Annotated in this window: 20 protein-coding genes; 6 read left to right on the plus strand and 14 right to left on the minus strand. The window is 40.7% G+C overall.

Annotated features, from left to right (window positions below; translation table 11 throughout):
• Positions 1–3 precede the first annotated feature (3 nt).
• Positions 4–912: a metallophosphoesterase gene (locus tag FRE64_RS04245; protein WP_146294815.1), complete on the minus strand. Its 909-nt coding sequence runs from the start codon at positions 910–912 to the stop codon at positions 4–6.
• Positions 913–1,011: 99 nt separating this feature from the next.
• The gene (locus tag FRE64_RS04250; protein ID WP_246140395.1) at positions 1,012–2,301 is read right to left on the minus strand and encodes an RNA-guided endonuclease InsQ/TnpB family protein; all 1,290 of its coding nucleotides are present in this window, start codon (positions 2,299–2,301) and stop codon (positions 1,012–1,014) included.
• A 339-nt stretch (positions 2,302–2,640) separates the two neighbouring features.
• On the opposite strand from FRE64_RS04250, the gene FRE64_RS04255 reads away from it, so the two are divergent.
• Together FRE64_RS04255 and tilS are read left to right on the plus strand one after the other, a co-directional pair.
• Positions 2,641–3,342 carry a response regulator transcription factor gene (locus FRE64_RS04255; RefSeq protein WP_146294816.1) on the plus strand — a complete coding sequence of 234 codons (702 nt, stop codon included), beginning with the start codon at positions 2,641–2,643 and terminating at the stop codon, positions 3,340–3,342.
• Between the two features lie 77 nt (positions 3,343–3,419).
• Entirely contained in the window at positions 3,420–4,316 is an 897-nt protein-coding gene (tilS, locus tag FRE64_RS04260; RefSeq protein ID WP_315862641.1) for a tRNA lysidine(34) synthetase TilS, read from the plus strand.
• Here tilS and hmpF read toward each other — a convergent pair.
• The 3 genes from hmpF to FRE64_RS04275 form a co-directional block, all read right to left on the minus strand.
• Positions 4,308–6,011 (minus strand): pilus motility taxis protein HmpF, encoded by a 1,704-nt coding sequence (hmpF, locus tag FRE64_RS04265; RefSeq protein ID WP_146294818.1) that lies wholly within the window; start codon positions 6,009–6,011, stop codon positions 4,308–4,310. The genes tilS and hmpF overlap by 9 nt on opposite strands.
• A 777-nt stretch (positions 6,012–6,788) precedes the next feature.
• The gene (gene rpsF / locus FRE64_RS04270; protein WP_146294819.1) at positions 6,789–7,220 is read right to left on the minus strand and encodes a 30S ribosomal protein S6; all 432 of its coding nucleotides are present in this window, start codon (positions 7,218–7,220) and stop codon (positions 6,789–6,791) included.
• Between the two features lie 67 nt (positions 7,221–7,287).
• Positions 7,288–8,997 (minus strand): ABC-ATPase domain-containing protein, encoded by a 1,710-nt coding sequence (locus tag FRE64_RS04275; protein WP_146294820.1) that lies wholly within the window; start codon positions 8,995–8,997, stop codon positions 7,288–7,290.
• A gap of 59 nt (positions 8,998–9,056) precedes the next feature.
• Here FRE64_RS04275 and FRE64_RS04280 point away from each other — a divergent pair, with 59 nt between their 5' ends.
• The gene (locus FRE64_RS04280) at positions 9,057–9,929 is read left to right on the plus strand and encodes an S-methyl-5'-thioadenosine phosphorylase (protein ID WP_146294821.1); all 873 of its coding nucleotides are present in this window, start codon (positions 9,057–9,059) and stop codon (positions 9,927–9,929) included.
• Here FRE64_RS04280 and FRE64_RS04285 read toward each other — a convergent pair.
• Genes FRE64_RS04285 through cbiQ form a run of 3 tightly spaced genes read right to left on the minus strand, consistent with a single transcriptional unit; the run spans position 9,924 to position 11,689 of the window.
• Entirely contained in the window at positions 9,924–10,145 is a 222-nt protein-coding gene (locus FRE64_RS04285) for a hypothetical protein (RefSeq protein WP_146294822.1), read from the minus strand. The two genes, FRE64_RS04280 and FRE64_RS04285, sit on opposite strands and share 6 nt — an antisense overlap.
• Positions 10,146–10,904: an energy-coupling factor ABC transporter ATP-binding protein gene (locus tag FRE64_RS04290; protein ID WP_146294823.1), complete on the minus strand. Its 759-nt coding sequence runs from the start codon at positions 10,902–10,904 to the stop codon at positions 10,146–10,148.
• Between the two features lie 5 nt (positions 10,905–10,909).
• Positions 10,910–11,689 (minus strand): cobalt ECF transporter T component CbiQ, encoded by a 780-nt coding sequence (cbiQ, locus tag FRE64_RS04295; protein WP_146294824.1) that lies wholly within the window; start codon positions 11,687–11,689, stop codon positions 10,910–10,912.
• A gap of 150 nt (positions 11,690–11,839) precedes the next feature.
• On the opposite strand from cbiQ, the gene FRE64_RS04300 reads away from it, so the two are divergent.
• The gene (locus FRE64_RS04300; RefSeq protein ID WP_146294825.1) at positions 11,840–13,468 is read left to right on the plus strand and encodes an NAD(P)H-quinone oxidoreductase subunit 4; all 1,629 of its coding nucleotides are present in this window, start codon (positions 11,840–11,842) and stop codon (positions 13,466–13,468) included.
• A 409-nt stretch (positions 13,469–13,877) separates the two neighbouring features.
• Here the strand turns inward: FRE64_RS04300 and FRE64_RS04305 are convergent, their stop codons facing one another.
• The 6 genes from FRE64_RS04305 to FRE64_RS04330 all read right to left on the minus strand — a co-directional run bounded on the left by FRE64_RS04305 (position 13,878) and on the right by FRE64_RS04330 (position 18,998).
• A complete protein-coding gene (locus FRE64_RS04305; protein ID WP_146294826.1) occupies positions 13,878–15,056 on the minus strand; it encodes an aspartate aminotransferase in 1,179 nt (392 codons plus the stop codon).
• A gap of 24 nt (positions 15,057–15,080) precedes the next feature.
• Positions 15,081–16,229: an iron-containing alcohol dehydrogenase family protein gene (locus FRE64_RS04310; RefSeq protein ID WP_146294827.1), complete on the minus strand. Its 1,149-nt coding sequence runs from the start codon at positions 16,227–16,229 to the stop codon at positions 15,081–15,083.
• Between the two features lie 17 nt (positions 16,230–16,246).
• Complete coding sequence (locus FRE64_RS04315; protein WP_146294828.1) at positions 16,247–16,612, minus strand: hypothetical protein; 366 nt, start codon at positions 16,610–16,612, stop codon at positions 16,247–16,249.
• A gap of 17 nt (positions 16,613–16,629) precedes the next feature.
• Entirely contained in the window at positions 16,630–17,139 is a 510-nt protein-coding gene (locus tag FRE64_RS04320; RefSeq protein ID WP_146294829.1) for a Ycf51 family protein, read from the minus strand.
• 36 nt (positions 17,140–17,175) lie between these two features.
• Positions 17,176–18,330 (minus strand): FtsW/RodA/SpoVE family cell cycle protein, encoded by a 1,155-nt coding sequence (locus FRE64_RS04325; protein ID WP_146297278.1) that lies wholly within the window; start codon positions 18,328–18,330, stop codon positions 17,176–17,178.
• A 260-nt stretch (positions 18,331–18,590) separates the two neighbouring features.
• Positions 18,591–18,998 carry an AbrB family transcriptional regulator gene (locus FRE64_RS04330; protein ID WP_146294830.1) on the minus strand — a complete coding sequence of 136 codons (408 nt, stop codon included), beginning with the start codon at positions 18,996–18,998 and terminating at the stop codon, positions 18,591–18,593.
• A 504-nt stretch (positions 18,999–19,502) separates the two neighbouring features.
• Between FRE64_RS04330 and FRE64_RS04335 the strand changes: the two genes are divergently transcribed.
• The gene (locus tag FRE64_RS04335) at positions 19,503–19,700 is read left to right on the plus strand and encodes a chlorophyll a/b-binding protein (RefSeq protein ID WP_146294831.1); all 198 of its coding nucleotides are present in this window, start codon (positions 19,503–19,505) and stop codon (positions 19,698–19,700) included.
• Positions 19,701–19,734: 34 nt separating this feature from the next.
• Positions 19,735–24,207 carry a PAS domain S-box protein gene (locus FRE64_RS04340; protein ID WP_146294832.1) on the plus strand — a complete coding sequence of 1,491 codons (4,473 nt, stop codon included), beginning with the start codon at positions 19,735–19,737 and terminating at the stop codon, positions 24,205–24,207.
• Positions 24,208–24,209: the final 2 nt, after the last annotated feature.

Raw genomic sequence — 24,209 nt, forward strand, 5'->3', positions numbered from 1 at the left:
CACTTAAGTGGTTCGAGAAATTAAAGCGCGATCAATAATTTTTCCGTCTTTATTAATTCCGCGAATAGCAATTTCATCGGCATAAACGTCATAACTGGCAAAGCTAAGTTGACTTGTGGCATATTCTGTCCAATCTGAAGGATGTACAGGACGTAATTTTGCCCCTGCCCCACAAGTTAAATAAGTAGTTCCATTAATAGGCTTAGTGCGTTCATAATGGTGTTCATGTCCATTAATATAAAGCTGTACACTATAGCGTTTAAATAAAGGAGTCAGTTTAGAAATTAAGGATTGATTCAAGCCATAAACTCCCGATGAATATAGGTTATGATGCCCAAAGACAATTTTCCAAGGAGCATTAGAATTTCTTAATTCTCGGTCTAGCCATTCTAACTGTTGTTTCCAGTCCACATGACGAGTCGTATCAAGGGCAAAAAATTGCACAATCGAACGGGTAAACGTATAGTACCTTCCCCCCATATTAAAGTGAGGATATTCCACTTGCGGTGTACCTTTTTTGGTACGAACATCATGATTGCCTAAACAGGCATAAAAATTAACCCCATGTTGGAGAAGGGGTTTATAGGGACGTTCAAAAACTGGCTCAATTTTGTTAATATCACCTTTGTTATAGATGTTATCTCCTGCTAAAAGGGCAAGTGGATAAGGGGAGTGGCGATAAAATTCCGTCATTGCTTTGGCGACGGCATATTGCCCTTGGTTTCCGGTTCCTGTATCAGCAAGGGAGACAAAACGCAGACGGGGTTCTGTTTTCGGAAGGTCGATGTCTGGAGTGGGTAGGGGGTTAGAATTTCTTTCGGCATTAGCTAGACTAAAGTCTGATAATTGAGTGGCGATAATTCCCCCAACGCCAGTTATTCCAAGTAATTTTAATAGTTCCCGTCGGTTCATTGTCATAGTTTAAGATAATGTGAAACCTCTCTCCCTATCTTAATGCCATCTCTCCTTTGTCTAGCCAAGCACTCATTAAGAGGAACAATATCTTGTGAATTACCCACACTCAATCGCTACGCGATGTGAGTGGACGGGGCGTATAAACGTCTGGGGAGACCCCAGACGACAGCCCCTTGGCTTCTCAGCAGCACCAGCTTTCGCTTCGGTTCGTGACTGAGCTTTACTACTGACGTTCATCCCTACCGCCAAATTCTTTATGTTGATCGCTGCGTTTTGATCTCGATCTATAGAAAGACCACAATGAGGACAATTATGGATTCTTTCTGATAGCTTCTTCGGAACTTTCCTGCCACAACCTGAGCAATTCTGTGATGTGTTTTTGGGGTTAACTTCTACTATTAACTGTCCAGCATTCTCGGCTTTGACAGCTAACCTGCTTAGAAATGTTCCCCAACCAGCATCATAGATGGATTTGGCTAGTTTGGTTCTGGCAAGTCCCTTAATGTTGAGTTTCTCATGAGCAATTACATCTCCCTTACTGAGAATTGATTTAATGGTGTTAAAGTGAAAATCTTTTCTCTGTCTAGCAACCTTCTGATGGTGTTTTCCTAGTTGCTTGACTGCTTTTTGATAGCGTTTACTTCCTTTCTGACGACGAGAAACCTTCTGCTGTAGCTTTTTGAGTCTATCTTGTCCTTTTCGATAAAACTGAGGAATTTCTACTTTCTCGCCTTCAGAAGTCACCAAGAAATCTTTTAATCCCAGATCAATTCCCAACGTATTTTCTGAAGTAGGGATAATATCTATGGTGGTTTCTGGAACTGAAGGATCTTCGAGAGAAAGTGTCAAGTAATAGCCATCAGCTTTCCTAGTTATTTGAGCCGTTTTAATCTTAAAGCCATCAGGAATTGGGCGGTGTTTAGTGAACTGAATAGCCCCAAACTTAGGTAAAGTAATGTGATTATCTTCGACACAATCAAGTTTTACCTGTGGAAAGAGTATAGTCCGATAACGCCCTTTTCCCTTAAATCTTGGTTTGCCTGATTTCTTCCCATTTTTATCCCCTTTAAGCCAACGTTGGAAAGCTAAGTCAACTCTTTTAACACAGTCTTGAAGGACTTGTGACTGAACCTCTTTATACCAAGGTCTATCCTTTTTCAGTTGAGTTAGCCTTTGTTTTTGCGAAAAATAAGTGGGACGGTCAGATAATTCTGGGAGATGACAGATTAAAGGACAAGAATTGATCGCAGTACGATGGGTTTCCCACCAATTAAATCTTTGACCTAAAAGGTAGTTGTATTGACACCTTAATAGTTCTAGCCATTTCTCAATCTTGGCTATTTGTTCTTTATTAGGTTTTAGGCGATATTGACAGGAAACTCGCATTACTTTAATCAATTAACCCGTGTTACCTTTAATATAACATATAACTTTCACATTGACATTAATTAATGAAATAAATAACCATAAGATGTACTGAGGAAGAACATCAGCAACTTCTTTCTTTCTGTAAACACAAGGGTAGAAGCCACGTAGGAAGTAATAAGAGAACAGATAAGGAAGTTATCAATCTCAGGGGTGTTGAACCTCCTCACGCTTTGCTCCGGTCGATTGATGGCGATTCATAAGCGCGACTAAGCCTAACGGCTGTAGTCGTAGGATTCTCGCTTATTTTGCTAAAATTAAAAGTAATTAGGTTAATAAATGAAGATACTAAAAGCAAAGATGACAGAGCAAGAACCACCAAAATTACTGTTAGTTGATGATGAACCGGGCTTGCGAGAAGCTGTAGAAGCCTATTTAGAAGACGAAGGATTTATTGTGGAAGTGGCAAGTAATGCCCAACAAGGATGGGAGTTAATGCAGCAGGAAACTCCAATGCTAGTAATTACAGATATTATGATGCCAGAGGTGAACGGCTATCAATTTTTAGAACAGTTACGAAGTGATCCTCGCTTTAAGAGCTTACCAGTTATTTTCTTAACAGCAAAAGGAATGACTGCTGATCGCATTAAGGGGTATGAAACAGGATGTGATGCTTATCTTTCTAAGCCGTTTGATCCTGATGAATTGGTTGCAATTGTTAAAAATTTACTTTCAAGACGAGAAACTTCTCATGAAGGCGATAGTGAAGATCATTCGGAGTTGAGTGCGATTTCCCAACAAATTGCAGAAATTAAAACCTTACTTGGACAACAAGGACAAAGTAAAACTACTCCCAGTCCCATAAAAATTGATTTAACCCCCCGTGAACAAAGCATTCTTAATCTTGTTGCCGAAGGTTTAATGAATAAGGAAATTGCTCGTCGCTTGGATACGAGTGTCAGAAATGTTGAAAAATATGTGAGTCGTCTTTTTAGCAAAACAGGAACAAACAGTCGCACAGAATTAGTCCGATTTGCCCTTCAACATGGTTTAACAGAATGAGTTGGAGTGATTTTCACGCCAGAATTCACAAAACTCTCCGCCAACGAAGACTACTTCCGGAAAGGTCAAGAATTATTTTGGCAGTATCTGGGGGACAAGATTCTTTGTCTGTGTTAAAGTTATTCTCGGATTTACAACCTAAATGGCAATGGGAGTTAGCCGTTGCTCATTGCGATCATCGCTGGACTGAAGATGAGGGAATGGCTACCCATGTGCAAAAAGTTGTAGAAACCTTTGGTCTCCCATTTTTTTTACTGCGGGCTAAAGAGCCGATTGTCGAAACTGAAGCCGCAGCCAGAAAGTGGCGATATGAAGTTCTTACTCAATGTTGCCTAGAACAAGGGTATGACTATTTAGTAACGGGGCATACTGGCAGCGATCGCGCTGAAACACTGTTATATAATCTCATTCGAGGCAGTGGCAGTGATGGGTTACAAGCCCTGACTTGGCAAAGATCTCTTACGCCTCATTTAACCTTAGTTCGTCCCCTGCTAAACTTTTTTCGCTCAGAAACCCAAGCAATTTGCGATCAATTTAAGCTCCCAATTTGGGAAGATCCAGCTAACAATAATCTGGCTTACGCTAGAAATCGCCTGAGAAAGCAAATTTTGCCTGAACTTAAAGCCCATTTTAATCCACAGGTAGAACTTGCCCTTGCCCAAACTAGTGAAGTTTTGCGCTCTGAAACTGAGTATTTACAACAACTGGCTAGTGATCTTTTTCAAAAAGCCTCCTCTGAGCAAGCAAGTCACTCTCTCTTGCGTCAGCCCCTAAAAAATTCGCCTCTCGCTCTGCAAAGAAGAGTTATGCGCTTATTTTGGCATCACAATTTTACGATTGCTCCTACTTTTAACCAAATAGAAGAACTAACTGCTCTCATTCACGCTCCCAATGGCAGCCGTACCTCTTCTTTTCCTAACAATTGTTATGCCCAAGTAAAAGCAAATATTATCTACTTACAATCATCAAGATAAATTAGCTAATAGTTCTTTGACCTTTAATAAAGGATCTTTGCTGCCGTTATCACTGGCATAATTATTGGTTGCGCTTACTTGATCAAGATATTTTTTGATTTCTTGGAGTTCTTCTTCACGTTTTTGAAGAATCTCCCCATTAACAGTAACTCGAGTTAATAACTCATTAGCTTCTTTTTGAATGGCTTGCCAGTTATTTTCTAGTTCCTTAAGTTTTTCACAACTTGCCTCATAGTCTTCTCTTTGCTGTTTAACTTGTTCTTCAATTTCTTCGAGTTGAGACTGTAATTGTTCAATTTCATCATTGACTTGATGAAACTCATCTTCACTGTAATCACGTTGGCTATCAATTTTATTAAAAATCGGACTCAAATCAACTTTTGAGGCTGTCTCTTCTATCTCTGAATTTCCTTGACGACGTTTTAAAATTTCCTTGTATTGCTCTAAAATATCTTCCCTTGCCATTAAGTTCCGACGCTGACCCACAATAGTTTTCTCAAGAAAACGAAAGCGATCTTGTTCTTCGGCTAATTCATTTTTTATATTTTCTTCTTCTGCACTACCTGCTTTACTTAATTGGTCTTCTAATTCCCGAACACTTTGCAGTTGATAATCTAATTCTTCTTCTTGATCTTTAACAAAAGATACCGCATCTTCAAAGGATTTTTTCATCGTCTCTAGTTCTTGCTCTAGTTCTTCGATGGGCATCTGTTCTAAAGATTGCGTATCTACTTCCTGCTGGATTTTTAATTGTGGTGAATTAATCACCAACCGAGATAACACATCTCTGGCTTCACATTGCTTTTGTAATTGAGTTCCAATATAAGTAACAATTTGTTGTTTAGTATCAATTTGGCTTTGAACCGTAGCTAAGTTACGTTGATTTTCGAGTAGTTTTCTTTCCTTTTCTTGTAATTCTTGACGGAAATTTTTTAAGTTGTCACTAGCTTGTTGCGCTTCCTTTTCTTTAGTTTCAGCCTCTTGTCGTTGCTGATCAAGGTTTTGCCATTGTCCCTGAATCGCTTTTAAGGATTGATTGACGGATTCTTGAGCACCCTGAATGGCTTCTGCAGGAGGTTGCACTCCCTCAAGTTGTTCTACTAAATCCTGTAAGGATTGCGCTTGTTCTGGCGTTAACCCCTGCTTACCCTTTAACTCCTCTTCCAGGTTTTCTAACCGTTGCTGTTCGCCTCGTAACTGTTCCCAAGCCCCCTCTAATTCAGCGCGATCGCGCTCCCATTGTTCTCGTAATTTTTCAATTTCTTCCCGTTCTTGTTCTAATTGACTTAATTGTTCCTCTTTTTCTGCTAATTGCTCCTCACTTTGTTCTAACTCTTCTTGACGACGATTGAGTTCATTGGCCTGGTAACTAAGAGATTGTTTCCATTGCTCAATTTCTTCTTGTTGACTCTTGTTTTTTTCTACTTGACGAGAAAAAGATTGCAACCACTTAGCAACTTTTTCCCCCGCTAATTCTACTTTCCCCTGAACTTGACGATTAGCTCCTACATTAATGGCAACCAAAGCCCCCTCACCTAAATCCTCGGTCACATCATCTGTCGTTACTGTGTCATCTCCAGGAATGGTAGTCCAACGATTATCATTTTGCTGACAAGCCAATAATTGAAGAACGGTGGTTTTCGTTCCCCCCATAAACGGTTTCGACTGCTTTTTTACTTCTGCGATATAAAGCACAGGTCTTATCCTCTTGTTCTGTATGTTAGTTGGGTTCAGGTTCTGCTAAATTTTACACACTGACGCATGGCTATTTGACAAAAAAGATCTTGTAATAAATTTAAGAAACAATTAAGCATTAATCTAAGAAATTAAGGAGAACTTTTGGGAAACTGATAAACTCATGGTAATTGATAAACCTAAAATGCTGAATTATTAGCTGTGATCTCCATTAAAATTTTATCTCTAATTTTTAACCCTCACAAGCAATTTATCTCCTAATGCATACTGGCAAAAGCAGTTAGATAGTTATAAAAAGAATTTTCGATTCTCTCCTATCCAAGTATCTATAAAGCTCGAGAGTCAGGTTGCCTATTGCCTTGGTGTAACACTTCTCGATTCCTATGATGAGAGAAGCAGCTGATTGGGCAAGAAGTTGCCGTTATAATCTCTAATTTTTAACCCTCACAAGCAATTTTAAGTGTCTGCGGTGGGAGCGACCATGACTAAACAGCCCTGTAACGGCAAGGGGCTGTGGGCGGAATTCAGTTCCGCCCTTTATAAGCCCCGTCGATCTGTGGGGGATTTAACTATTAGATTTAAATCTAGATAAAAGCCTACAAGGGAATCTTCTCGCCTTTAGGCAGAAGAGGCTCAAAATCTTCGATTACCAAGAAAGCATACTTAAGCAAATCTTTTCCTAGGAAGCCGACTATGATTGCTTTAAGCTAAGAAATGCTACGTTCCCTAATCTGAGCCGCAGATTAGGGAGTGTAACGCTTTTGTTCAATAGTTAGCCTACTCTTCTTCTGGAACAGCAGAAACAGAGGATTCGTCGGTGGGTTCTTCTGGCGTTGCTGCTTCCTCAGTTGCCACAGGTTCAGTTTTGCGTTCAGGAGTGGCTACTGTGGTGGGAGTAGTTTCAACTGCAGCTTGTGGGGGTTGATCTACAGTTAAGGTCAGAAAACGGATCACATTATCACTGAGGCGCATTTGTCGTTGCAGTGGCTTAATTGCGCTTCCATCCACACGATAATTTAGCTGCACATAAATTCCATCTTGATGCTTCCCAATCATGTAGGCAAGTCTTTTTTTGCCATGATTACGGGTTCTAATTTCTTCGACACCCTGTTGCTGTAAAAACTCTTCGTATTTTTTCACTTCCTGCGTCACCTGATCCTCACTCAGATCAGGGCGGATAATGAACATGGTTTCGTAATTATTCAACATTAATCAAACTCCTTATGGACTAAAATGGCTTGCACTCAACAAGCAAGGATCACTTATTCTATCATGTTTAACTTTTAACGGATAAGGTTCGCAAGCGATTAAGAGCTGCTGCTAGTTCAAAGCGACGGAAATAAGCTAAATCATGTTGTGGGGAAGGGGTAATTACATCTAATCCTTTCTCGTCGATATCCGCAAAGACTAGATCAAGAATTTCAGGAAGGGTGCGTTTCCCATCAAGATACTGTTTTTTGGCGTAAACAATGGCTGCCGCGATCGCGCGAAGTTGTCCTTTATCTACCAACTGTTCCACTGCTGCTAGATCAATATCTTCATTACCAAACGATACCTCATCATCATCTCGCACTTTCACATTGACATCTTTTTTCCCACGACTGGGATCAATACTAGAAGCAAGGGGAATGCGAGGAGTAATCTTACCAAAACTTTCTCCCCCTTCAATCGTTCTTTCCGTGCGATTTGCCTCAGCAATTTCTTTCGCTTTGGCGGTGACTTCATAAGGGCGAAAATTCTCCATAGCAATCACCGTATTTGCCATATCAAAATAATCCCCACTACCGCCCATTACAAGGATCGTCGAAACTTCGTAATCTTGATACAGTTGTTGAATTTTATCAATAAAGGGAGTAATGGGTTCTTTATCTTTACTGATTAATTGTTGCATACGGCGATCGCGAATCATAAAGTTTGTCGCTGCCGTATCTTCATCCACCATTAACACTTTTGCCTTAGCTTCTAATGCTTCAATAATATTCGCAGCTTGTGAGGTACTGCCACTAGCATTTGGGCTAGAAAAGTCACTGGTAGAACGTCCTTGCGGTAACTGATTAATAAACGGAGAAATATCCACTCCCACAACATTGCGCCCATCTTCAGCGCGAATTTTCACTGCATCAGGATTCGTCACCACTAACTCTCGTCCATCATCAGGAACATGATTATAGATGCCTAATTCTAGGGCTTGTAGTAGCGTTGATTTACCGTGATAGCCACCGCCAACGATTAACGTAATGCCTTTAGGAATCCCCATTCCCTCTACTTTCCCACAATTAGGGCAATCAAAACTCACTTGTAATTCCGCAGGAGACTGAAACGGCACGACATTTTTATCCGCTAACGGGCGATCATCCACCCCACTGCGACGGGGTAAAATAGCCCCATTGGGAACAAACGCAACTAACTTTTGTTGAGATAACTGTTCTCGTAACCAGTCCGCATCTTCTACTGTTTCCACATGGCGACGAATAGCTTTAGGAGATAGAGACTGATAAATTAGCGCTTGATCTATAATTTCAGGAATATCATCACATAGCATCTCCGCAGCTTGACGACCTAAAATCCGCCGTCCTTTTGCTGGTAAGCCTGCAATGAATCGCACTTCTACCATTTCCTCATCCACTAAAACGGAAGTGCGTTCTAAAACTTCTTGTCCTACGCCTGTAGTCGCAATTAAGCCACTTTTTCCCGTTCCCCGAGACTGACTAATTTTAGAAGCGACTTTAATAAACTGTCGGGTTAAATAATCTCGTAGGGCAATTTCTCGGCTTAACGACTGAAAGAGAAACTCTGGAAACCCTGCAATAGACTGAGGAATTTGCACCCTTAATCGGGAAGGAGAAGCAAAGGGGTCTCCTTGTACATAATCAATAATTAACTGAAAGTCAATAAAATCATAAACGCCCTTAATATCTTTATAGGCTTTATAACTGGCATTATCGAGACGTTCTAAAGTGGAACGTAATTGATCTTGATTTCGCATCAGTGATTATCTGTTATTTGCTAAACTTTCATTGTTCATTCTCTTGGATAGGTTAACTCATGGCACAAGCAAAAATTGGTGTAATTGGTGGAAGCGGGCTATATCAAATGGAAGCCCTACAAGACGTAGAAGAAGTAACCCTAGAAACGCCGTTTGGGTCTCCTTCTGACTCCTTTATTATTGGCACATTAGAAGGAACCAGAGTGGCTTTTCTCGCCCGTCATGGTCGCAATCATCACCTGATGCCCACCGAGTTACCCTTTCGGGCAAACATTCATGCCATGAAGCAACTAGGGGTAGAATATATTATTTCTGCCTCTGCGGTGGGGTCTTTGCAAGAACAGGTGAAACCCTTGGATATGGTAATTCCTGATCAATTTATTGACCGCACTCGAAATCGGGTGAATACCTTTTTTGGCGATGGCATTGTTGCCCATATTGGCTTTGCTGACCCAGTGTGTGAGAAATTAGGGGATATTTTATACAACGCCATTTCAGAACTGAACTTAGAAGAAGTGACTCCTCACCGTGGTGGCACGTATGTTTGTATGGAGGGACCCGCTTTTTCTACCAAAGCAGAGTCTTATTTATATCGCAGTTGGGGGTCAACCGTTGTGGGAATGACCAATTTACCAGAAGCCAAATTAGCGCGAGAAGCTGAAATTGCTTATGGAACGCTTGCCCTTGTCACTGACTACGACTGCTGGCATGAAGATCACGACAGCGTCAGTGTGGAAATGGTCATTGAATACCTGAAGAAAAACGCCGTCAATGCCCAGAAAGTGATTCAAGAAGCCGTCCGACAAATTAACGCCAATCCCCCCACTTCAGAAGCTCATTCGGCTCTAAAATACGCCATTTTAACGCCTTTAGATAAAGTTCCTGACACGACAAAGGAAAAATTAAAAGTATTTTTAGAAAAATATTTATAGCAGTTTATGCTTGTCCTTTGTTGTTTGTCCTTTGTCCTTTGTCCTTTGTCCTTCGTCCTTTGTTGTTTGTAAACCAATGACTAATGACTGATGACTGATGACCAATGACCAATGACTAATGACTAATGACTGATGACCAATGACCAATGACCAATGACTAATGACTGATGACCAATGACTAATGACCAATGACCAATGACTAATAACGAATAACATTTAATGAGGATGAAAGAGAGAATGGGGTTTTTCTAAGCGATGTTCTGCCATTAATGCTTGATTCCCCATTACCTCGCGACAACACCCATCGGCGATAATTTGACCTTGGTTAAGGAGAATAGCGCGATCGCAGACTTCTAAAATTAACTCTAAATCGTGAGAAGAAATAATACTGGTTTGTTGGGATTGCTTTAGAAAATCAATAAGACGACGACGAGCATATAAATCAAGATTGGCACTGGGTTCGTCATATAAAATAATCTGGGGTTGCATAGCCAAAATTGTAGCAATGGCAACCATACACTTTTGTCCCCCTGAAAGATGATGAGGAACGCAATTAGCGAGATGAGAAGTTTCAGTAATCTCTAGAGCTTTTTGTACTTGGTGTTTTACTTGCAAAGGGGACAATTGGAGATTTTCGGGGCCAAAAGCAACATCTTCCCAAACTGTAGGACAAAATAGTTGATCTTCAGGATTTTGAAAGACTAAACCAATATTGGGGTTAAAAGTTCCAGCCTTTACCGCTTCCCCAAACACAAAGATATTGCCAGCATTAGCTTTGAGGATGCCACAAATAGAAAGAAATAAAGTTGTTTTGCCAGCACCATTGGGACCAATTAAACCCACTCTTTCTCCTGGTTGAATGGTGAGGTTAATACAATCGAGAATTGAGGGTTGTTGGGGATAAGCAAATTGTAATTCCTCAAGGGCGAGGGCACATTCTGTTTTAACCTGGGGAAATTCTGTCAACTCTTTCATAAGCATTAACTAATAACTTCTGCAATAACTAAACTAAGCGCGATCGCGCAAGTAAACCAGAACCAAAATTGCATCGCTGGGGTGGCAGCTTGTAAGGCCCCTCTTAACCCTGTTTGTTCTTGAGATAATCCATAACCATATCCCCGTAAGATCATTGCCTGATAAACTCGTTGCGATTGTTCATAACTCCGCACTAGTAAACTCCCAATTAAAGAGGCAAAAAGTCTGGCATTACGACGGTTGAACTGATGAGCATTAAACCCCCGTAATTTCATAGCCCGTTGCATGGTAGTTAAAGTTTCGCCAAATGATTCAAGATAACGATACGCTAATAGCGTCATATCAACAATTATCGGAGGTAAACCCAGCGATCGCATAGCTCTAATACTACTTAAAAAAGGCGCAGTACCAAATAATACTAAACTAATCGTTAAAATACAGGCAAAACGAGTCACAATCAGCAACACTGACAATAATCCTTCTTGTCGAACTGCAATTCCTGCCAATTCCCAAATCACTGTTTCTCCAGAAACTAGGGGTAAAACCAATATCACCGTCGCAATAAAAAGTCCTGGATAGCGAAAACGGGATAAAACAAATCGTAAGGGAAGACGAGATAACCCTAATACCACTCCCGTAATTATCACCATCATTGGCAATAGTTGCAGACTTTCTATAAATGCAAAGGCAAAAATTAACGACCCAAGGGCAACCAACTTTAAGGGTTGATGCCATTGGTGCATCGGGGAGTCAAGATGGGCGTACTGATCAAGGGCAAGTTTCATAAATCTAGCTTAACCAAAGTATGAACCATAGGGAAGAACAACAAACCATTAAATTTTTCTATAGCTTTTCGTTTCTAAGAGCTTTTCAAAACGTAACATCTCTTAATATAATAAAAAACGTTGTCATAAGTATTTATTCTTATCTATCCTATGATGGAGTTTCAAATTCCTTGGTTGAGTGTAATTATTCTCTTTCCTCTCCTTAGTGCAAGCGTGATTCCTTTTTTTCCTAATAAAAATGGAAAAAGCCTTCGCTGGTACGCCTTTAGCGTTAGTTTAATTAATCTTTTAATTACAATTTACGCCTTTAGACAAAACTTTAATCTTAACAACAGCCAATTCCAACTACAAGAAAGTTATCCTTGGTTACCTGAACTCGGCTTAAACTGGTCTTTAGCTGTGGATGGCTTATCCATGCCCTTAATTGTCCTTTCTGGCTTAATTACTACTCTTGCCATTGTTGCCGCGTGGAACGTTACTCAGAAGCCACGATTATTCTATACTCTTATTCTTATTCTCTATAGCGCACAAATCGGCGTATTTGCTGCACAAGACTTATTATTATTCTTCTTAATGTGGGAACTAGAGTTAGTTCCTGTTTATCTTTTAATTTCTATTTGGGGTGGCAAAAAACGTGGTTATGCCGCCACTAAGTTTATTCTCTATACTGCTGCTGGTTCTATTTTTATCCTCCTTGCTGGCTTAGGATTAGCCTTTTATGGCAATAATAGTACTTTTGACATGACAGAAATCGGCATGAAAAATTTGCCCTTTACTGTGGAAATCCTTGCTTATGTGGGCTTTTTAACTGCCTTTGGTGTCAAACTTCCCATCTTTCCCCTACATACTTGGCTTCCCGATGCCCACAGTGAAGCCTCAGCACCAATTTCGATGATTTTAGCAGGAGTTTTACTAAAGATGGGGGGTTATGGGTTAATTCGGATGAATGTAGAAATTTTGCCCAATGCCCATGTTTATTTTGCCCCCGTTTTAGCAGTTTTAGGAGTTGTCAATATCGTTTATGGGGCATTTACTGCCTTTAGTCAGACTAACCTCAAACGTCGTCTTGCCTACTCTTCTATTTCTCACATGGGCTTTGTTTTACTCGGCATTGCTTCCTATACCGAACTGGGCTTAAATGGAGCAGTTTTACAAATGTTATCCCATGGTTTAATTGCTGCTGCCCTGTTCTTCCTTGCTGGGGCAACTTACGAACGGACTCACACCCTTGTCATGGAGAAAATGGGCGGAATGGCAAAAGAAATGCCGAAAATTTTTGCCCTCTTTACGATTGCGGCAATGGCTTCTTTAGCATTACCTGGAATGAGTGGCTTTGTCAGTGAGTTAACTGTTTTCTTAGGAATTGCTACTAGTGATGCTTATAGTGGTGTTTTCAAAACGGGTATGGTGTTTTTAGCCGCAGTGGGATTAATTCTGACTCCCATTTATCTGCTTTCTATGTTACGTCAAGTCTTTTATGGGAATGATAACTCTGGCATTATTATTGAGAAATACTTAGGAGATGCCAACCCTCGTGAAGTCTTTATTACTGCTTGTTTACTACTACCGATTATTGGCATTGGTTTTTATCCTAAGTTAGCTACACAAACCTATGATGTAAAAACGGTAGAAGTGGCGTTAAAAGCCAGAGACGCAGTTACTCCTGTAATTGCTGAGCGTGGCAACACCTTCCGCGCTAGTCTCAATCCATTTTATTCTCCTGGTTTTGTTGCACCAACACTTCCTCAAGGAAACTCACAAGCTATGCTAGATCGTTAATCGGAACTAGCAAATATAGTCGTTCCAAATAAAAAACAGCAACCTAAAAGTAGTGGGAGCATCTTGCTCCCTAGTAGCAGCCAAGATGGCTGCACTACGGAACTGAATTGGAACGACTATAATTCATGATCCCTCCTTCCTGACACTTTGCTCAATTTAGTGAAATGAAAAGGGTTGGGGGGATTTCGTGACTTTCCTACGATTTCAGAAAACGGTAGTGTTGAGGCAAAGGTATCTCCACAAGTTCGGTAATTGTGCCAATTTATAATGAGGTAGAAAGTTGAGAAATTTTAATCAGCGCGATCGCGCAAACTCCTATGATCGAGAAATGGCTCAATTTCTGTCCTTAAGAGTTGCTGGTTCGCACTTATCGGGTTCGAGAACTGTTTTCTGGGAAGCGCGATCGCACTTAATAGCGGATTCCCGCTTGTTGAAACCGATCTAAAACCTCTTGCAAACGATCGCGATCGGCAATTAAACTAATTCTCACATAGCCTTCCCCTGCTTCCCCAAAAGCATTCCCTGGGGTAACAACAACCCCTGTTTTTTGTAAGGTATCTAAGGCAAAATCCGTTGATCCTGTTCCTTTTGGACAAGGAACCCATAAATACATAGTTGCTTTTGGCTTCGGAATATTCCAGCCTAATTTCTCTAACCCTTCCACTAAAAAGTCCCGCCGTTGTTGATAGCGTTGTTGCGCTTGTTCTACATAGCTATCAGGTAACTCTAAAGCTGTTTCTGCGGCTGCTTGTACTGCGGCAAAAATGCCATAATCTAGATTTGTTTTTAGGGTACGTAGTCCTTGGATAATTTTACTATTACCCACAACAAACCCCACACGCCAGCCTGCCATACTGTACGTTTTAGACAGGGTATGAAACTCGACACTTAATTCTTTTGCCCCTGGAATCTCTAACAAACTTGTGGGTTGATAGCCATCAAATGCCAACTCGGCATAACACAAGTCATGCACCAGCAAAATGGAATAATGACGGGCAAAGGCAACAATTTCTTCAAAAAACTCTCTGGAGGCAACCGCAGTGGTGGGATTACTGGGATAATTAAAATAGAGGATTTTTGCCTGCTGGGCGACTGATTCTGGAATTTGGGATAAATCAATTAACCAGTCTTTTTCTGCTGTTAAAACCATCTTGTGCAAATTTGCCCCAGCAATGAGTGGCCCCCGAAAATGAGCAGGATAAGCTGGCGATGGCACTAAAACTGTATCCCCCGGATTAATATAGGCTAATGCTAAGTGAGTTAATCCTTCTTTGGAGCCAATTAGGGGGAGGGCTTCACTATCTGGCGAGAGATTTACCCCATAGCGACGATGATACCAGCGCGCGATCGCGCTTCGGAAACTCCCTGTCCCTTCAAAGGGCGGATAACCATGATTTTCTCCTACCTTCAAGGCTTCTGTAGCTGCGTCAATTACAGGTTGTGGGGCATACCCATCGGGGTTTCCCATTCCCAAATCAATTAAATCTAACCCTTGTTCTCTGGCTTTTGCTTTCAATTCATCGAGACGGGCAAAAACGTAAGGAGGAAGGGTATTCACTCGATCAGCAGGGGTAAAATCAAATCCCATTCGCTATTACTTTAGTTCACATCATCATTCATGGTCTTGGCTTAAGGCAACGGGTTTCCCATTGCTAACTACCGTCGTAGAAACCATGGCTGCTACCAGTTCTGTTGATTCTACCGTAAAGGGTAAACGATGAATATCAGACTCAGGGGCACAGGCAATTGTTGCTACTTTTTGCAGTTCCGCCAAGGTCACGTTTTCTAATCCTAAATCCTCAAGGCTCTTTGGTAAACCAATTTCGGCATAAAATTCTAGTAACTGTTGTCGCGCCGAGGCAGCCAGTTTATTATTCTGAACCATCTCTTCTAGGCGCAGTTGCACTAAAATGCCATAAGCTACTTTTTCTCCGTGTAAGAGATCATGGGTTGCTGGCAGATGAGTTAATCCATTATGAATGGCATGAGCGGCAACAGTGCGACAATTTGCGCCTCCCAAACCGCCAATCACCCCAGGCAGTAACACCACTGCGTCCACAATTTCTTGCCATACTTCTCCTTGGGGATGATCAAGAGCAGTTTTTGACTTTTGCAGGAGAATATCTCTTAAAATACGTGCCTGTTGCACAGCACTAATGGTTAAAGAAGCGGTAGAATCGCCACTACTAACCGAGGCTTCATACCATTTAGCTAAGGCATCCCCAATTCCAGCAATTAGGGTGCGTTTTGGGGCACTGGCAATTAAATCATAATCCAGAATCAGTAAATTTGGAGGATAGGGAAGGGGAACGTCATATTGAAACGCCCCCTCTTCCGTATAAATGTTTGATAAGGCCGTCCAAGCCGCACAAGTTGCCGCTGAGGTAGGAATTGTCACGATTGGTAAATTAGCGTTATAAGCCACTAATTTTGCCATATCGAGGGCTTTGCCACCGCCAATGCCAATAATTAAGTCTGCTCGGTGATCACTGGCAACCATTTGTAATTCCTGCTGAGATCTCTCACAAGAGTCAGGGGAATAAGACGCGGAGGTGGCTTTCAGGTGATAATGTTCAAAAATGGGCTCTAACCAAGGCTGAATTAGTTTTAAAGTGTGCTCTCCTCCAATCACTAATGGGGTTTTTCCTAACTGCGCGATCGCGCTTCCGGCTTGTTTTATCGCTCCTTGACCGCGCATTACCTGTGCTGGCGATACTTGTAGGGTAACCACCGATGAAGTTAATTGAGTTTGCTGCTTCATAGAACTTTGCTGACTAATTACGACTGAAATTGTTCTTGTAAGGTAGGCGGCGGTTGACTCGGTTCAAACAGATAGCTAGTGTGAGTTCCATTGGGATATAAAAATGTGCAAACAACCGAGATATCAGGATTGTATTTCACAATCATGTCCTGTAAACCCGCCTCTTTCCAATCACTAATCATCAAGGGTAGCAAATTAATTGGTTTATACATTAACTGCCACTCCTCTAAATCAGTTCCCTCGTTCTCCAACTGTCGTAAAATCACTAAAGTGCCTTTTTCTTGAAACTCACAATAATATTTATAAGCGACAGCGCCGATGTAGTCTGCATTTGCTTCAATTACGGCTAATTGTTGTTGTTTTGATTCGAGAGGCTCAGTCATGGCTTTTCCATCCCTAACTAGCTATTCGTTCGATCGGGAAGTTCTGAGAAGTTTGAAGAGAAAATTTCAGGAGAGGGATTTTCTTGCTCAGAACCAGAGCGTTGGACTTTTCCTAAGTATAACGGTTTAGAAACTCCTTCCTCCGGATGAATCACTGTTCGGGCTCGAATGGTCATTGTCTGATTCGCTCCCCCCAAACGCCCATAGGAAGATAAATCAGCACTGGCTTTGCGTAAACTTGCTTCTACTTCTGATTCGGTCACAGTGGGAGGCAATTTAATTACTACCTGTGAGCCGCCATTATCATAAACGACATTAAAGGGAACTGCCCCCGGAACATCAGTATAGCTAAATAACCCTAAAGATAAGCCAAATATTCCCACGGTGAGAACTGCCATAAAACCTGTAATTCCCACTAAGCGGAAGCGAAAGCCCCACTTAAAAATAAAGGCAATTAAGGTAAAAACAAAAGCAACCCCTGTAGTAATGGCTGCCCCTTGAAGATACAGGATAAAATCACTTTCCATTGTTCAGTCACTTGTCCTTTCTAAACTATTCGCTAATTATCTCTGAGAAGGCTGAGGAAACTCAAGTAAGGTTCCTTCATTACTTTCTCTTGCCACTCTAATGAGTAAAGCGGCTAAAAATAAACTGGCTAACACAGAATTTCCCCCATAACTAAACAAGGGAAAAGTTAGCCCCGTAGTGGGAAATGCCCCTGTTGCTACTGCAATATTAATTAAAGATTGTCCTACCATAAAAATGATTGCTCCCCCTGCAATTAATCGGTTTATCGTTGTCTGGCTCTGAATAGCAATTAAAACCCCCACTGTTGCCCAACTCATAATCAGTAATAACAAAGCAATACAACCAACGAATCCAAATTCTTCGGCAAAAACAGCAAAAATAAAATCAGTATATTGAATGGGTAAGTAAAATAGCTTTTGGTTTGAGAAGCCTAAACCACTTCCCCAGGTTCCCCCGGAACCAATTGCGATTAAACTTTGAGCTAACTGATAGCCATCCCCACTGATATTTTCCCAAGGATCACGAAATGACATCACTCGTTGTAATTGATGCTGATTGAATTGGATACTAATCACTCCCAAACTAATTCCGATTAGAGCAACTATCCCTAAATCACGCCAGCGAATCATTCCCATGAGGGCAATTAACCATAATGTAATTCCACATAAGGCGGCATTACTTAAATTGGGCTGCATTAATATGCCTCCTAAAATCAGGGCAAAGATAACGAGCCAAAAGATACGCTTTTCGATTGTACTCTTATGCCATTGTGAAAAGATAATTGCCCCTTGTAATACTAAAAAGGGTTTAATTAATTCTGAAGGTTGAATCAGAAAAGTGCCAACTCCGAGCCAGCGTTGGGCTCCATTAATGGTGACCCCCCAAATGTTAGTGGCAATAATGGCGGCGAAAAGAATTAGGACAACAATGGGGGTAATTTTTAATAACTTCTTGAGAGAGGTTTCACTAACAACATTAAATAGGATCAGTCCCGGATAAGCCCAAATTAATTGTCGCTTAATGTAGTATAAACCATTTCCTAAGTTGTCGCCTCCCTCTGGGTAAGAAGCAGAAAATAAGACAACCAGACCGATGAAAAGCCATAATAAAGTTAGCCAATGAATGATACGGGCTAAGGGGGCCCAGTCACTTTTTGTTGGGTTGAAAATGGGAATCAGATACTTTAACACAGGCTTACCACTAATTTTCTCAATCACTGCTTTAATTGCTTAATTTTATCAATTTTTAAATTTTATTCTTCAGCAAGTCAGGTTAGAGAGATAGCTAGTGGTGAGATTACCCGAAAAACCAATGATTAGAGTAAAGGAAAGAACAAATTACTTCTAGATGAATGGTAATTCCTTTCCTTTACTTGAAATGAGCTAACCTGCTTTTTTGGCGTGGTTGGTCTGCGATCGCGCGAAGAAAAGGAATCCTCCTTGGCAATTGTCTAGGAAACCAATTCTTCTTCTGCTTCCTCTGCTTTGTCCATATCATCCTCAAGATGAACTAGGCGAATATGTTTATATCCGAGCTTAATTTCAAATTCTTCCCCCGGTTCTAACCCCATGGCTTGAGTATAAGTAGAACCGATAACAATTTGACCATTTTTATGAACACTAACCCGATAAGTGGGTTCACGTCCACGACCATCTTTTCCACCATCAGGATCTAAAGGCACTCCTTTTGCCTCTAAAACCGCATCATAAAACTCTGTTAAATTAACACGAACTTGACCATCTTTGGTGGTGTTGTAATAACCACACTCTTTAGCGGTTTCCCGACGGGGTAAGTGGGATAGTTCTTTTACTTTTTGCAGAAGGGCGCGACCTTTTAATGGTGCTGTTTGTTCATCCATCTTTACTCGTTAATTATCCTTAATGATTGTTACTTCAGTTTGGAGGTTTTTCTAAAAAATATTCCTCCTATTAAAAATATATCGTTATTTTCCCATAATTTAGCAAGTATTTTTATGAATTTTTGAATTTGCTATCATTGAACCTTAAGGTTATGGGTGATCAATTATTACCGACAATGGTAGCAGAAGATGGATTTATTAGGGGTGAAATTTTGATGAAATTACTCTTTTTGTAAAAATTATCACCAGAGAGTCATGAAAATTCCCTAAAAAGAAATGGGTTGCCCCTGAGGGCTCGCAAGTGAAGAGACGAATAATAGGCAAGAGAAAATTGCTTCTTTTCAATAATTAGTTGGCAGAGAATAAATTATCGTTTAAGAGCATCAAAATCAAAGCAAGGGCAAGCTATATGATGAGTAGCGGCTATTGTATCATCTTTCCCCCTGTCAAGAAAAAGTAATTACCTTACACTAAGGATAAAGGAAGTTACTACTGTAATTAAAGATGAATCAAGAAACACCTAACGAACAATCAACCTCTAAAAGTGAATCCCTAATTCCAGAAATTGAAGAACCTGCTTTCGGTTGGACTCCTTATGCGGAAAGGATGAACGGGCGATTTGCTATGCTAGGGCTTGTTATTTTACTCCTCATTGAACTCATTAGCAATCAAGATCTTTTTACTTGGTTGGGTTTAAGATAATTGAATTTACTCCTGCACTTACTCTTCATTCACCATGATTTGTCAGCCACTGCTTAATCGCATTACCACTCTTAGTGAAAAACTAGAAAACTGCGATCGCCTTGATGAGGTTTGTAATCAAATTGCTACTGGTGAGGAAAAAAGCCTTCGTCAACTGCAAGATTTTTTACAAGAAGAACGACAACAACGGAAACGACTGTCATCGGAATTAAAAATTCTGACGCGACAACTTAATTTTGCCCTAGAGTGGGACTCCCAAGGGAATTTTCCAAGTAATTCGATCGCGCAGGAAAGAATTGCTCAACCCCAAAAGCTAGCATTAACCCGTCAAACAGAAACTGAGAATTCCCACAAAGTTCAACAAGCACTTACTATTCGTGAAAAAACTTGGCGAGCATTATTTGATCAAAGTTTTCAGTTAATGGCGTTGCTCAATGCTCAAGGGCAAGTTCAAGATCTCAATCAAAAAGCCTTAGATTTGGCGCAAGGGGAACCAGAACCAATAATTGGGGCAAATTTTTGGGAACTTCCTTGTTGGCGTGAGGCTGATCGAAAGCAAGTGCAGCAATCTATTCACTTGGCAAAAGTTGGAAGTATTATTCGCTATGAAGTAGAGTTACAACTTGTACAAGGTGATCCCATTCCCATTGATTTATCCATTAAAGCAGTTCGGGATGAATCAGATCAGGTGGTAATGCTCATTGCAGAAGGGCGGGATTTGCGCGATCGCGTTAATAAAGAAGCAGAGCTGCGACGAGAAAAGGAAATTTCTGATTCAATTATTAAAAGTCTGCCTGGGGTATTCTATATCCTTCATCAAAATGGTTACTGTACCCGTTGCAATCAACAACTAGAACAAATTACTGGCTACGCTCGGGAAGAAATTGAAGCAATGGACTTTTTAGACTTATTTATTCCCTCTGAGCAAGTCCATATTGAAGAAAAAATTCAAGAAGCATTTACCCAGGGCAAAGCTACCACTGAAGCTACCTTTTTAAGTAAAGACAATCAAAAGACCACTTATTACCTTACTCAAGTACCCCTCTCTCTGGAAAACGATGATAACTATCTAATTGGGGTAGGAATTGATATTACCGAAACTAAGCAAGTAAAAAATGAACGACAGAAATTAGCAAGCCTAGTTGAAAATAGCCAAGACCTCATTAGTTTAACTAGCCTTGATGGACGAGTTCAACTTTTAAACCCTGCTGGAGAGGAAATTTTAGGCTTAAAAATCTCAAATAGTAACTCGCCTCTATTACTTAAGCATTGTTTCTCAGCTTCTAGTGAACAGTTTTTTGATCAACAGGTTTTTTCCAGTGTTGTTAAAACCGGACAATGGTATGGGGAACTTGAAATCAAAAATCATCAAACTGGGGCGATGCTTCCTGTCTTAGCCAATATCTTTATCATTCGTGACTCTTATACTGGGATACCTATTAACTTTGGGGTTATTACCCAGAATATTAGTAGCCGTAAACAAACCGAAATCGCTCTCAAAAATAGTGAAGAACGCTTCCGTAGCATCTTTGAACAAGCTGCTGTGGGCATGGCTTTGTTAGATATGTCGGGTTATTTTGAGCGCATTAATCATCGTGGCTGTGAAATTTTAGGCTATCCCCAAGGGGAATTATTAAGTTGCAACTACCAAGATTTAATTGACTTAGAACAACTCGCTGAAAATAGCCATTTATTTCAACAATTAGTTGAGGGAGAAATTAAGACCTTTTCTCAGGAACAACGGTGTCACCGTAAGGATGGAAGTTGGGTATGGGTAAACTTGACTATGTCAGTAATGTTTTATTCTGATGAAAGCTCTGAATCTTTACTGGCAATTATTGAGGATATCAGCGATCGAAAAATTGCTGAAGCGGCGCTACAAAAAAGTGAAGAAGAATACCGATCACTGGTAAATGGGATTCGAGAAGTAATTTTCCAAGTCGATAAAGAGGGATTATGGTCTTTTCTGAATCCTGCCTGGACAGAAATTACAGGATTTTCAGTGGCAGAAACCATTGGCAAACCGTTTCTCAACTATACTTATTTTAAAGACTATAGCTCAAACCAAACTCAATTTAATCGTCTAATTTATAACCAACAAGATCATTGTCGGTATGAAGTCCGTTTTCAAACCAAAAATGGTAACTTTTGTTGGATAGAAGTAATCGCGCGGGCGACCATTAATAGCCGCGGTGAGGTAACAGGTATTACAGGAACCCTTAATGATATCACGGAGCGTCGCCAGGCTGAAGATCAATTACGAGCTGTCATTAATACTGTGCCGGGTTTAGTGTCTTGGGTGAGTGCAGATGGCTATTATCTAGGGGTAAATCAACAATTAGCTTCTACCTTTACTCACAATTTACACCCCAGTGATTTTGTTGGTAAAGAGATTGGATTTCTTAATCATAGTTCGTCCTTCGTGGAATTTATTGATGAATTTCTTGCTAGTGCGGAACAAGAAACAAGCCACGTTATTGAGAGTACGATAAAAAATGGGGAAACACGCAGTTTTCTTATGGCAACGCAAAAGTACTGTCAGGGGAGTGCTGCCGTTTTAATTGGCATTGATATTACTGAACGCAAACAAGCGGAGTTAGCCCTAAAAGAGAGTGAAAATCAGTTCCGTCAACTGGCTGAAAATATCGAACAAGTGTTCTGGATGGTAGATTTAAGGGAAAAATGTTTTATGTATGTTTCCCCAGCTTATGAATCCACTTGGGGACGTAGTATAGAAAGTGTTTACCAAACCCCTAGTGCCTGGTTAGAAGCGATTCATCCTGACGATTATGAAACTGTTCTTCTCGCCTCACGCAAACAAATTCGTGGTGAGTATGATGAAGAATATCGGATTATTCGCCCGAATGGTGAGGTGCGCTGGATTCACGATCGCGCTTTCCCGGTAAGAGATGACCAAGGAGAAGTTTATCGGATTGCTGGTATTGCTGAAGATATTACCGAACGCAAACGCTCTAAAGAAGCTCTAAAACGACGAGAACGCTACCTCAAGGCATTAGTAGGAGTGCAACGGCGTTTACTTGCTTCTAAAGTGGATGAAACACTTTATCGGGAGGTTTTAGCGATTTTAGGAGAAGCCTGTGAAGCCAGTCGAATTTATGTCTATGAAAACGCGATCGATGATCACGGTCAGGTTTACGCCCAAAAATGTGCCCAATGGCAATCCCCTCACACTTATTCAGTGAGCGATGGGGCAGCCTCTACTTTTTATTATGAAATTCTTGGAGAGGGAGCTTACTATCAACTTGAACAGGGAGAGTTTTTACAAAAAACCCTTGCCGAATTACCTGAAGACATCCAACCTTGTTTCCAAGAGCGTGAAATTCTCTCCTTTTTAATGATTCCCTTAATTATTCATGGCGAGTTTTTTGGGGTAATTAGTTTTGATAGTTGTCAAGAAGAAACCCATTGGGGGCGTTTAGAAGTACGATTATTAAGTTCTGCTGCTGCCGCGATCGCGCTTGCCAAGGAAAGACAACTCACCCAAGAAACCCTACAACAACAACTGACTGCCATTGAAGCTGCCACCGATGGCATTATGATTATAGATACCGCAGGGGAACTCCACTATGTGAACCCGGCTTACTGCCAAATGCTCGGTTATGAGTCGCCAAGTGCCCTTTTAGCAACACCCTGGTATCGTCATCACCCCGCACAAGAAATCCCTCGCATTCGAGAAGAAATCTTCCAAAAACTGCAAACCGAAGGCTACTGGAGTGGCGATATTTTGGGTCAACGCAACGATGCTAGTACCTTTATTCAAGAACTCTCAATGAATCTTACTGACAATGGAGAAATTGTTGGGGTATGTCGGGATATCAGTGAACGTAAAGAAGCAGAAGAACAACTTAAAGCCTCTCTAGAAGAAAAAGAATTACTACTAAAAGAAGTCCATCACCGCGTTAAAAATAATTTACAAGTCATTTCTAGTATTTTCTCCCTGCAATCCCAAGCCCTGGAAGATGAAAAAGCCCTTGCTATTCTCGAAGAGAGTCAAAATCGCATTAGTTCTATGTCTCTCATTCACGAGAAACTTTATCAAACCACAAATCTCACTAATATTGATTTTGCTGAATATATCCGTGATTTAGCCCATCATCTTCTCGCTTCCTATAACGTGAATCCCGATCGAATTCAAACGGAAATGAACATCGAGTCTATTCCCCTAAATCTCGATAGTGCCATTCCCTGTGGCTTGTTAGTTAATGAACTGATTTCTAATTCTCTTAAACATGGCTTTCCTGATCAACGTCGTGGCACTATTTATATTTTCTTGGGCTTCTTAGATGAGGAAACCTTATGCTTAAAAGTGGAAGATAATGGCGTGGGCTTACCTGAAGACTTTAACCCTAGTCAAGCTACTTCTTTAGGGGTTTCTTTAATTACATCCTTAACGCAACAACTCCGTGGTCGTTTAAAATTTCAGAATAACCCCGGAGCAAGTTTTGAAATTACTTTTCCGAAACCGATTGAACGTAAGAGATTTTAATT

The sequence above is a fragment of the Euhalothece natronophila Z-M001 genome, assembly GCF_007904085.1.
Classification (GTDB): domain Bacteria; phylum Cyanobacteriota; class Cyanobacteriia; order Cyanobacteriales; family Rubidibacteraceae; genus Halothece; species Halothece natronophila.

Excerpts from the sequence above, each read along its gene's own strand:
- FRE64_RS04245 (WP_146294815.1), bottom strand. The coding sequence starts at position 912 with ATGAACCGACGGGAACTATTAAAATTACTTGGAATAACTGGCGTTGGG.
- FRE64_RS04250 (WP_246140395.1), bottom strand. The coding sequence starts at position 2,301 with ATGCGAGTTTCCTGTCAATATCGCCTAAAACCTAATAAAGAACAAATA.
- FRE64_RS04255 (WP_146294816.1), top strand. The coding sequence starts at position 2,641 with ATGACAGAGCAAGAACCACCAAAATTACTGTTAGTTGATGATGAACCG.
- rpsF (WP_146294819.1), bottom strand. The coding sequence starts at position 7,220 with ATGTTGAATAATTACGAAACCATGTTCATTATCCGCCCTGATCTGAGT.
- FRE64_RS04275 (WP_146294820.1), bottom strand. The coding sequence starts at position 8,997 with ATGCGAAATCAAGATCAATTACGTTCCACTTTAGAACGTCTCGATAAT.
- FRE64_RS04280 (WP_146294821.1), top strand. The coding sequence starts at position 9,057 with ATGGCACAAGCAAAAATTGGTGTAATTGGTGGAAGCGGGCTATATCAA.
- FRE64_RS04285 (WP_146294822.1), bottom strand. The coding sequence starts at position 10,145 with ATGTTATTCGTTATTAGTCATTGGTCATTGGTCATTAGTCATTGGTCA.
- FRE64_RS04290 (WP_146294823.1), bottom strand. The coding sequence starts at position 10,904 with ATGAAAGAGTTGACAGAATTTCCCCAGGTTAAAACAGAATGTGCCCTC.
- cbiQ (WP_146294824.1), bottom strand. The coding sequence starts at position 11,689 with ATGAAACTTGCCCTTGATCAGTACGCCCATCTTGACTCCCCGATGCAC.
- FRE64_RS04300 (WP_146294825.1), top strand. The coding sequence starts at position 11,840 with ATGATGGAGTTTCAAATTCCTTGGTTGAGTGTAATTATTCTCTTTCCT.
- FRE64_RS04305 (WP_146294826.1), bottom strand. The coding sequence starts at position 15,056 with ATGGGATTTGATTTTACCCCTGCTGATCGAGTGAATACCCTTCCTCCT.
- FRE64_RS04310 (WP_146294827.1), bottom strand. The coding sequence starts at position 16,229 with ATGAAGCAGCAAACTCAATTAACTTCATCGGTGGTTACCCTACAAGTA.
- FRE64_RS04315 (WP_146294828.1), bottom strand. The coding sequence starts at position 16,612 with ATGACTGAGCCTCTCGAATCAAAACAACAACAATTAGCCGTAATTGAA.
- FRE64_RS04320 (WP_146294829.1), bottom strand. The coding sequence starts at position 17,139 with ATGGAAAGTGATTTTATCCTGTATCTTCAAGGGGCAGCCATTACTACA.
- FRE64_RS04330 (WP_146294830.1), bottom strand. The coding sequence starts at position 18,998 with ATGGATGAACAAACAGCACCATTAAAAGGTCGCGCCCTTCTGCAAAAA.
- FRE64_RS04335 (WP_146294831.1), top strand. The coding sequence starts at position 19,503 with ATGAATCAAGAAACACCTAACGAACAATCAACCTCTAAAAGTGAATCC.
- FRE64_RS04340 (WP_146294832.1), top strand. The coding sequence starts at position 19,735 with ATGATTTGTCAGCCACTGCTTAATCGCATTACCACTCTTAGTGAAAAA.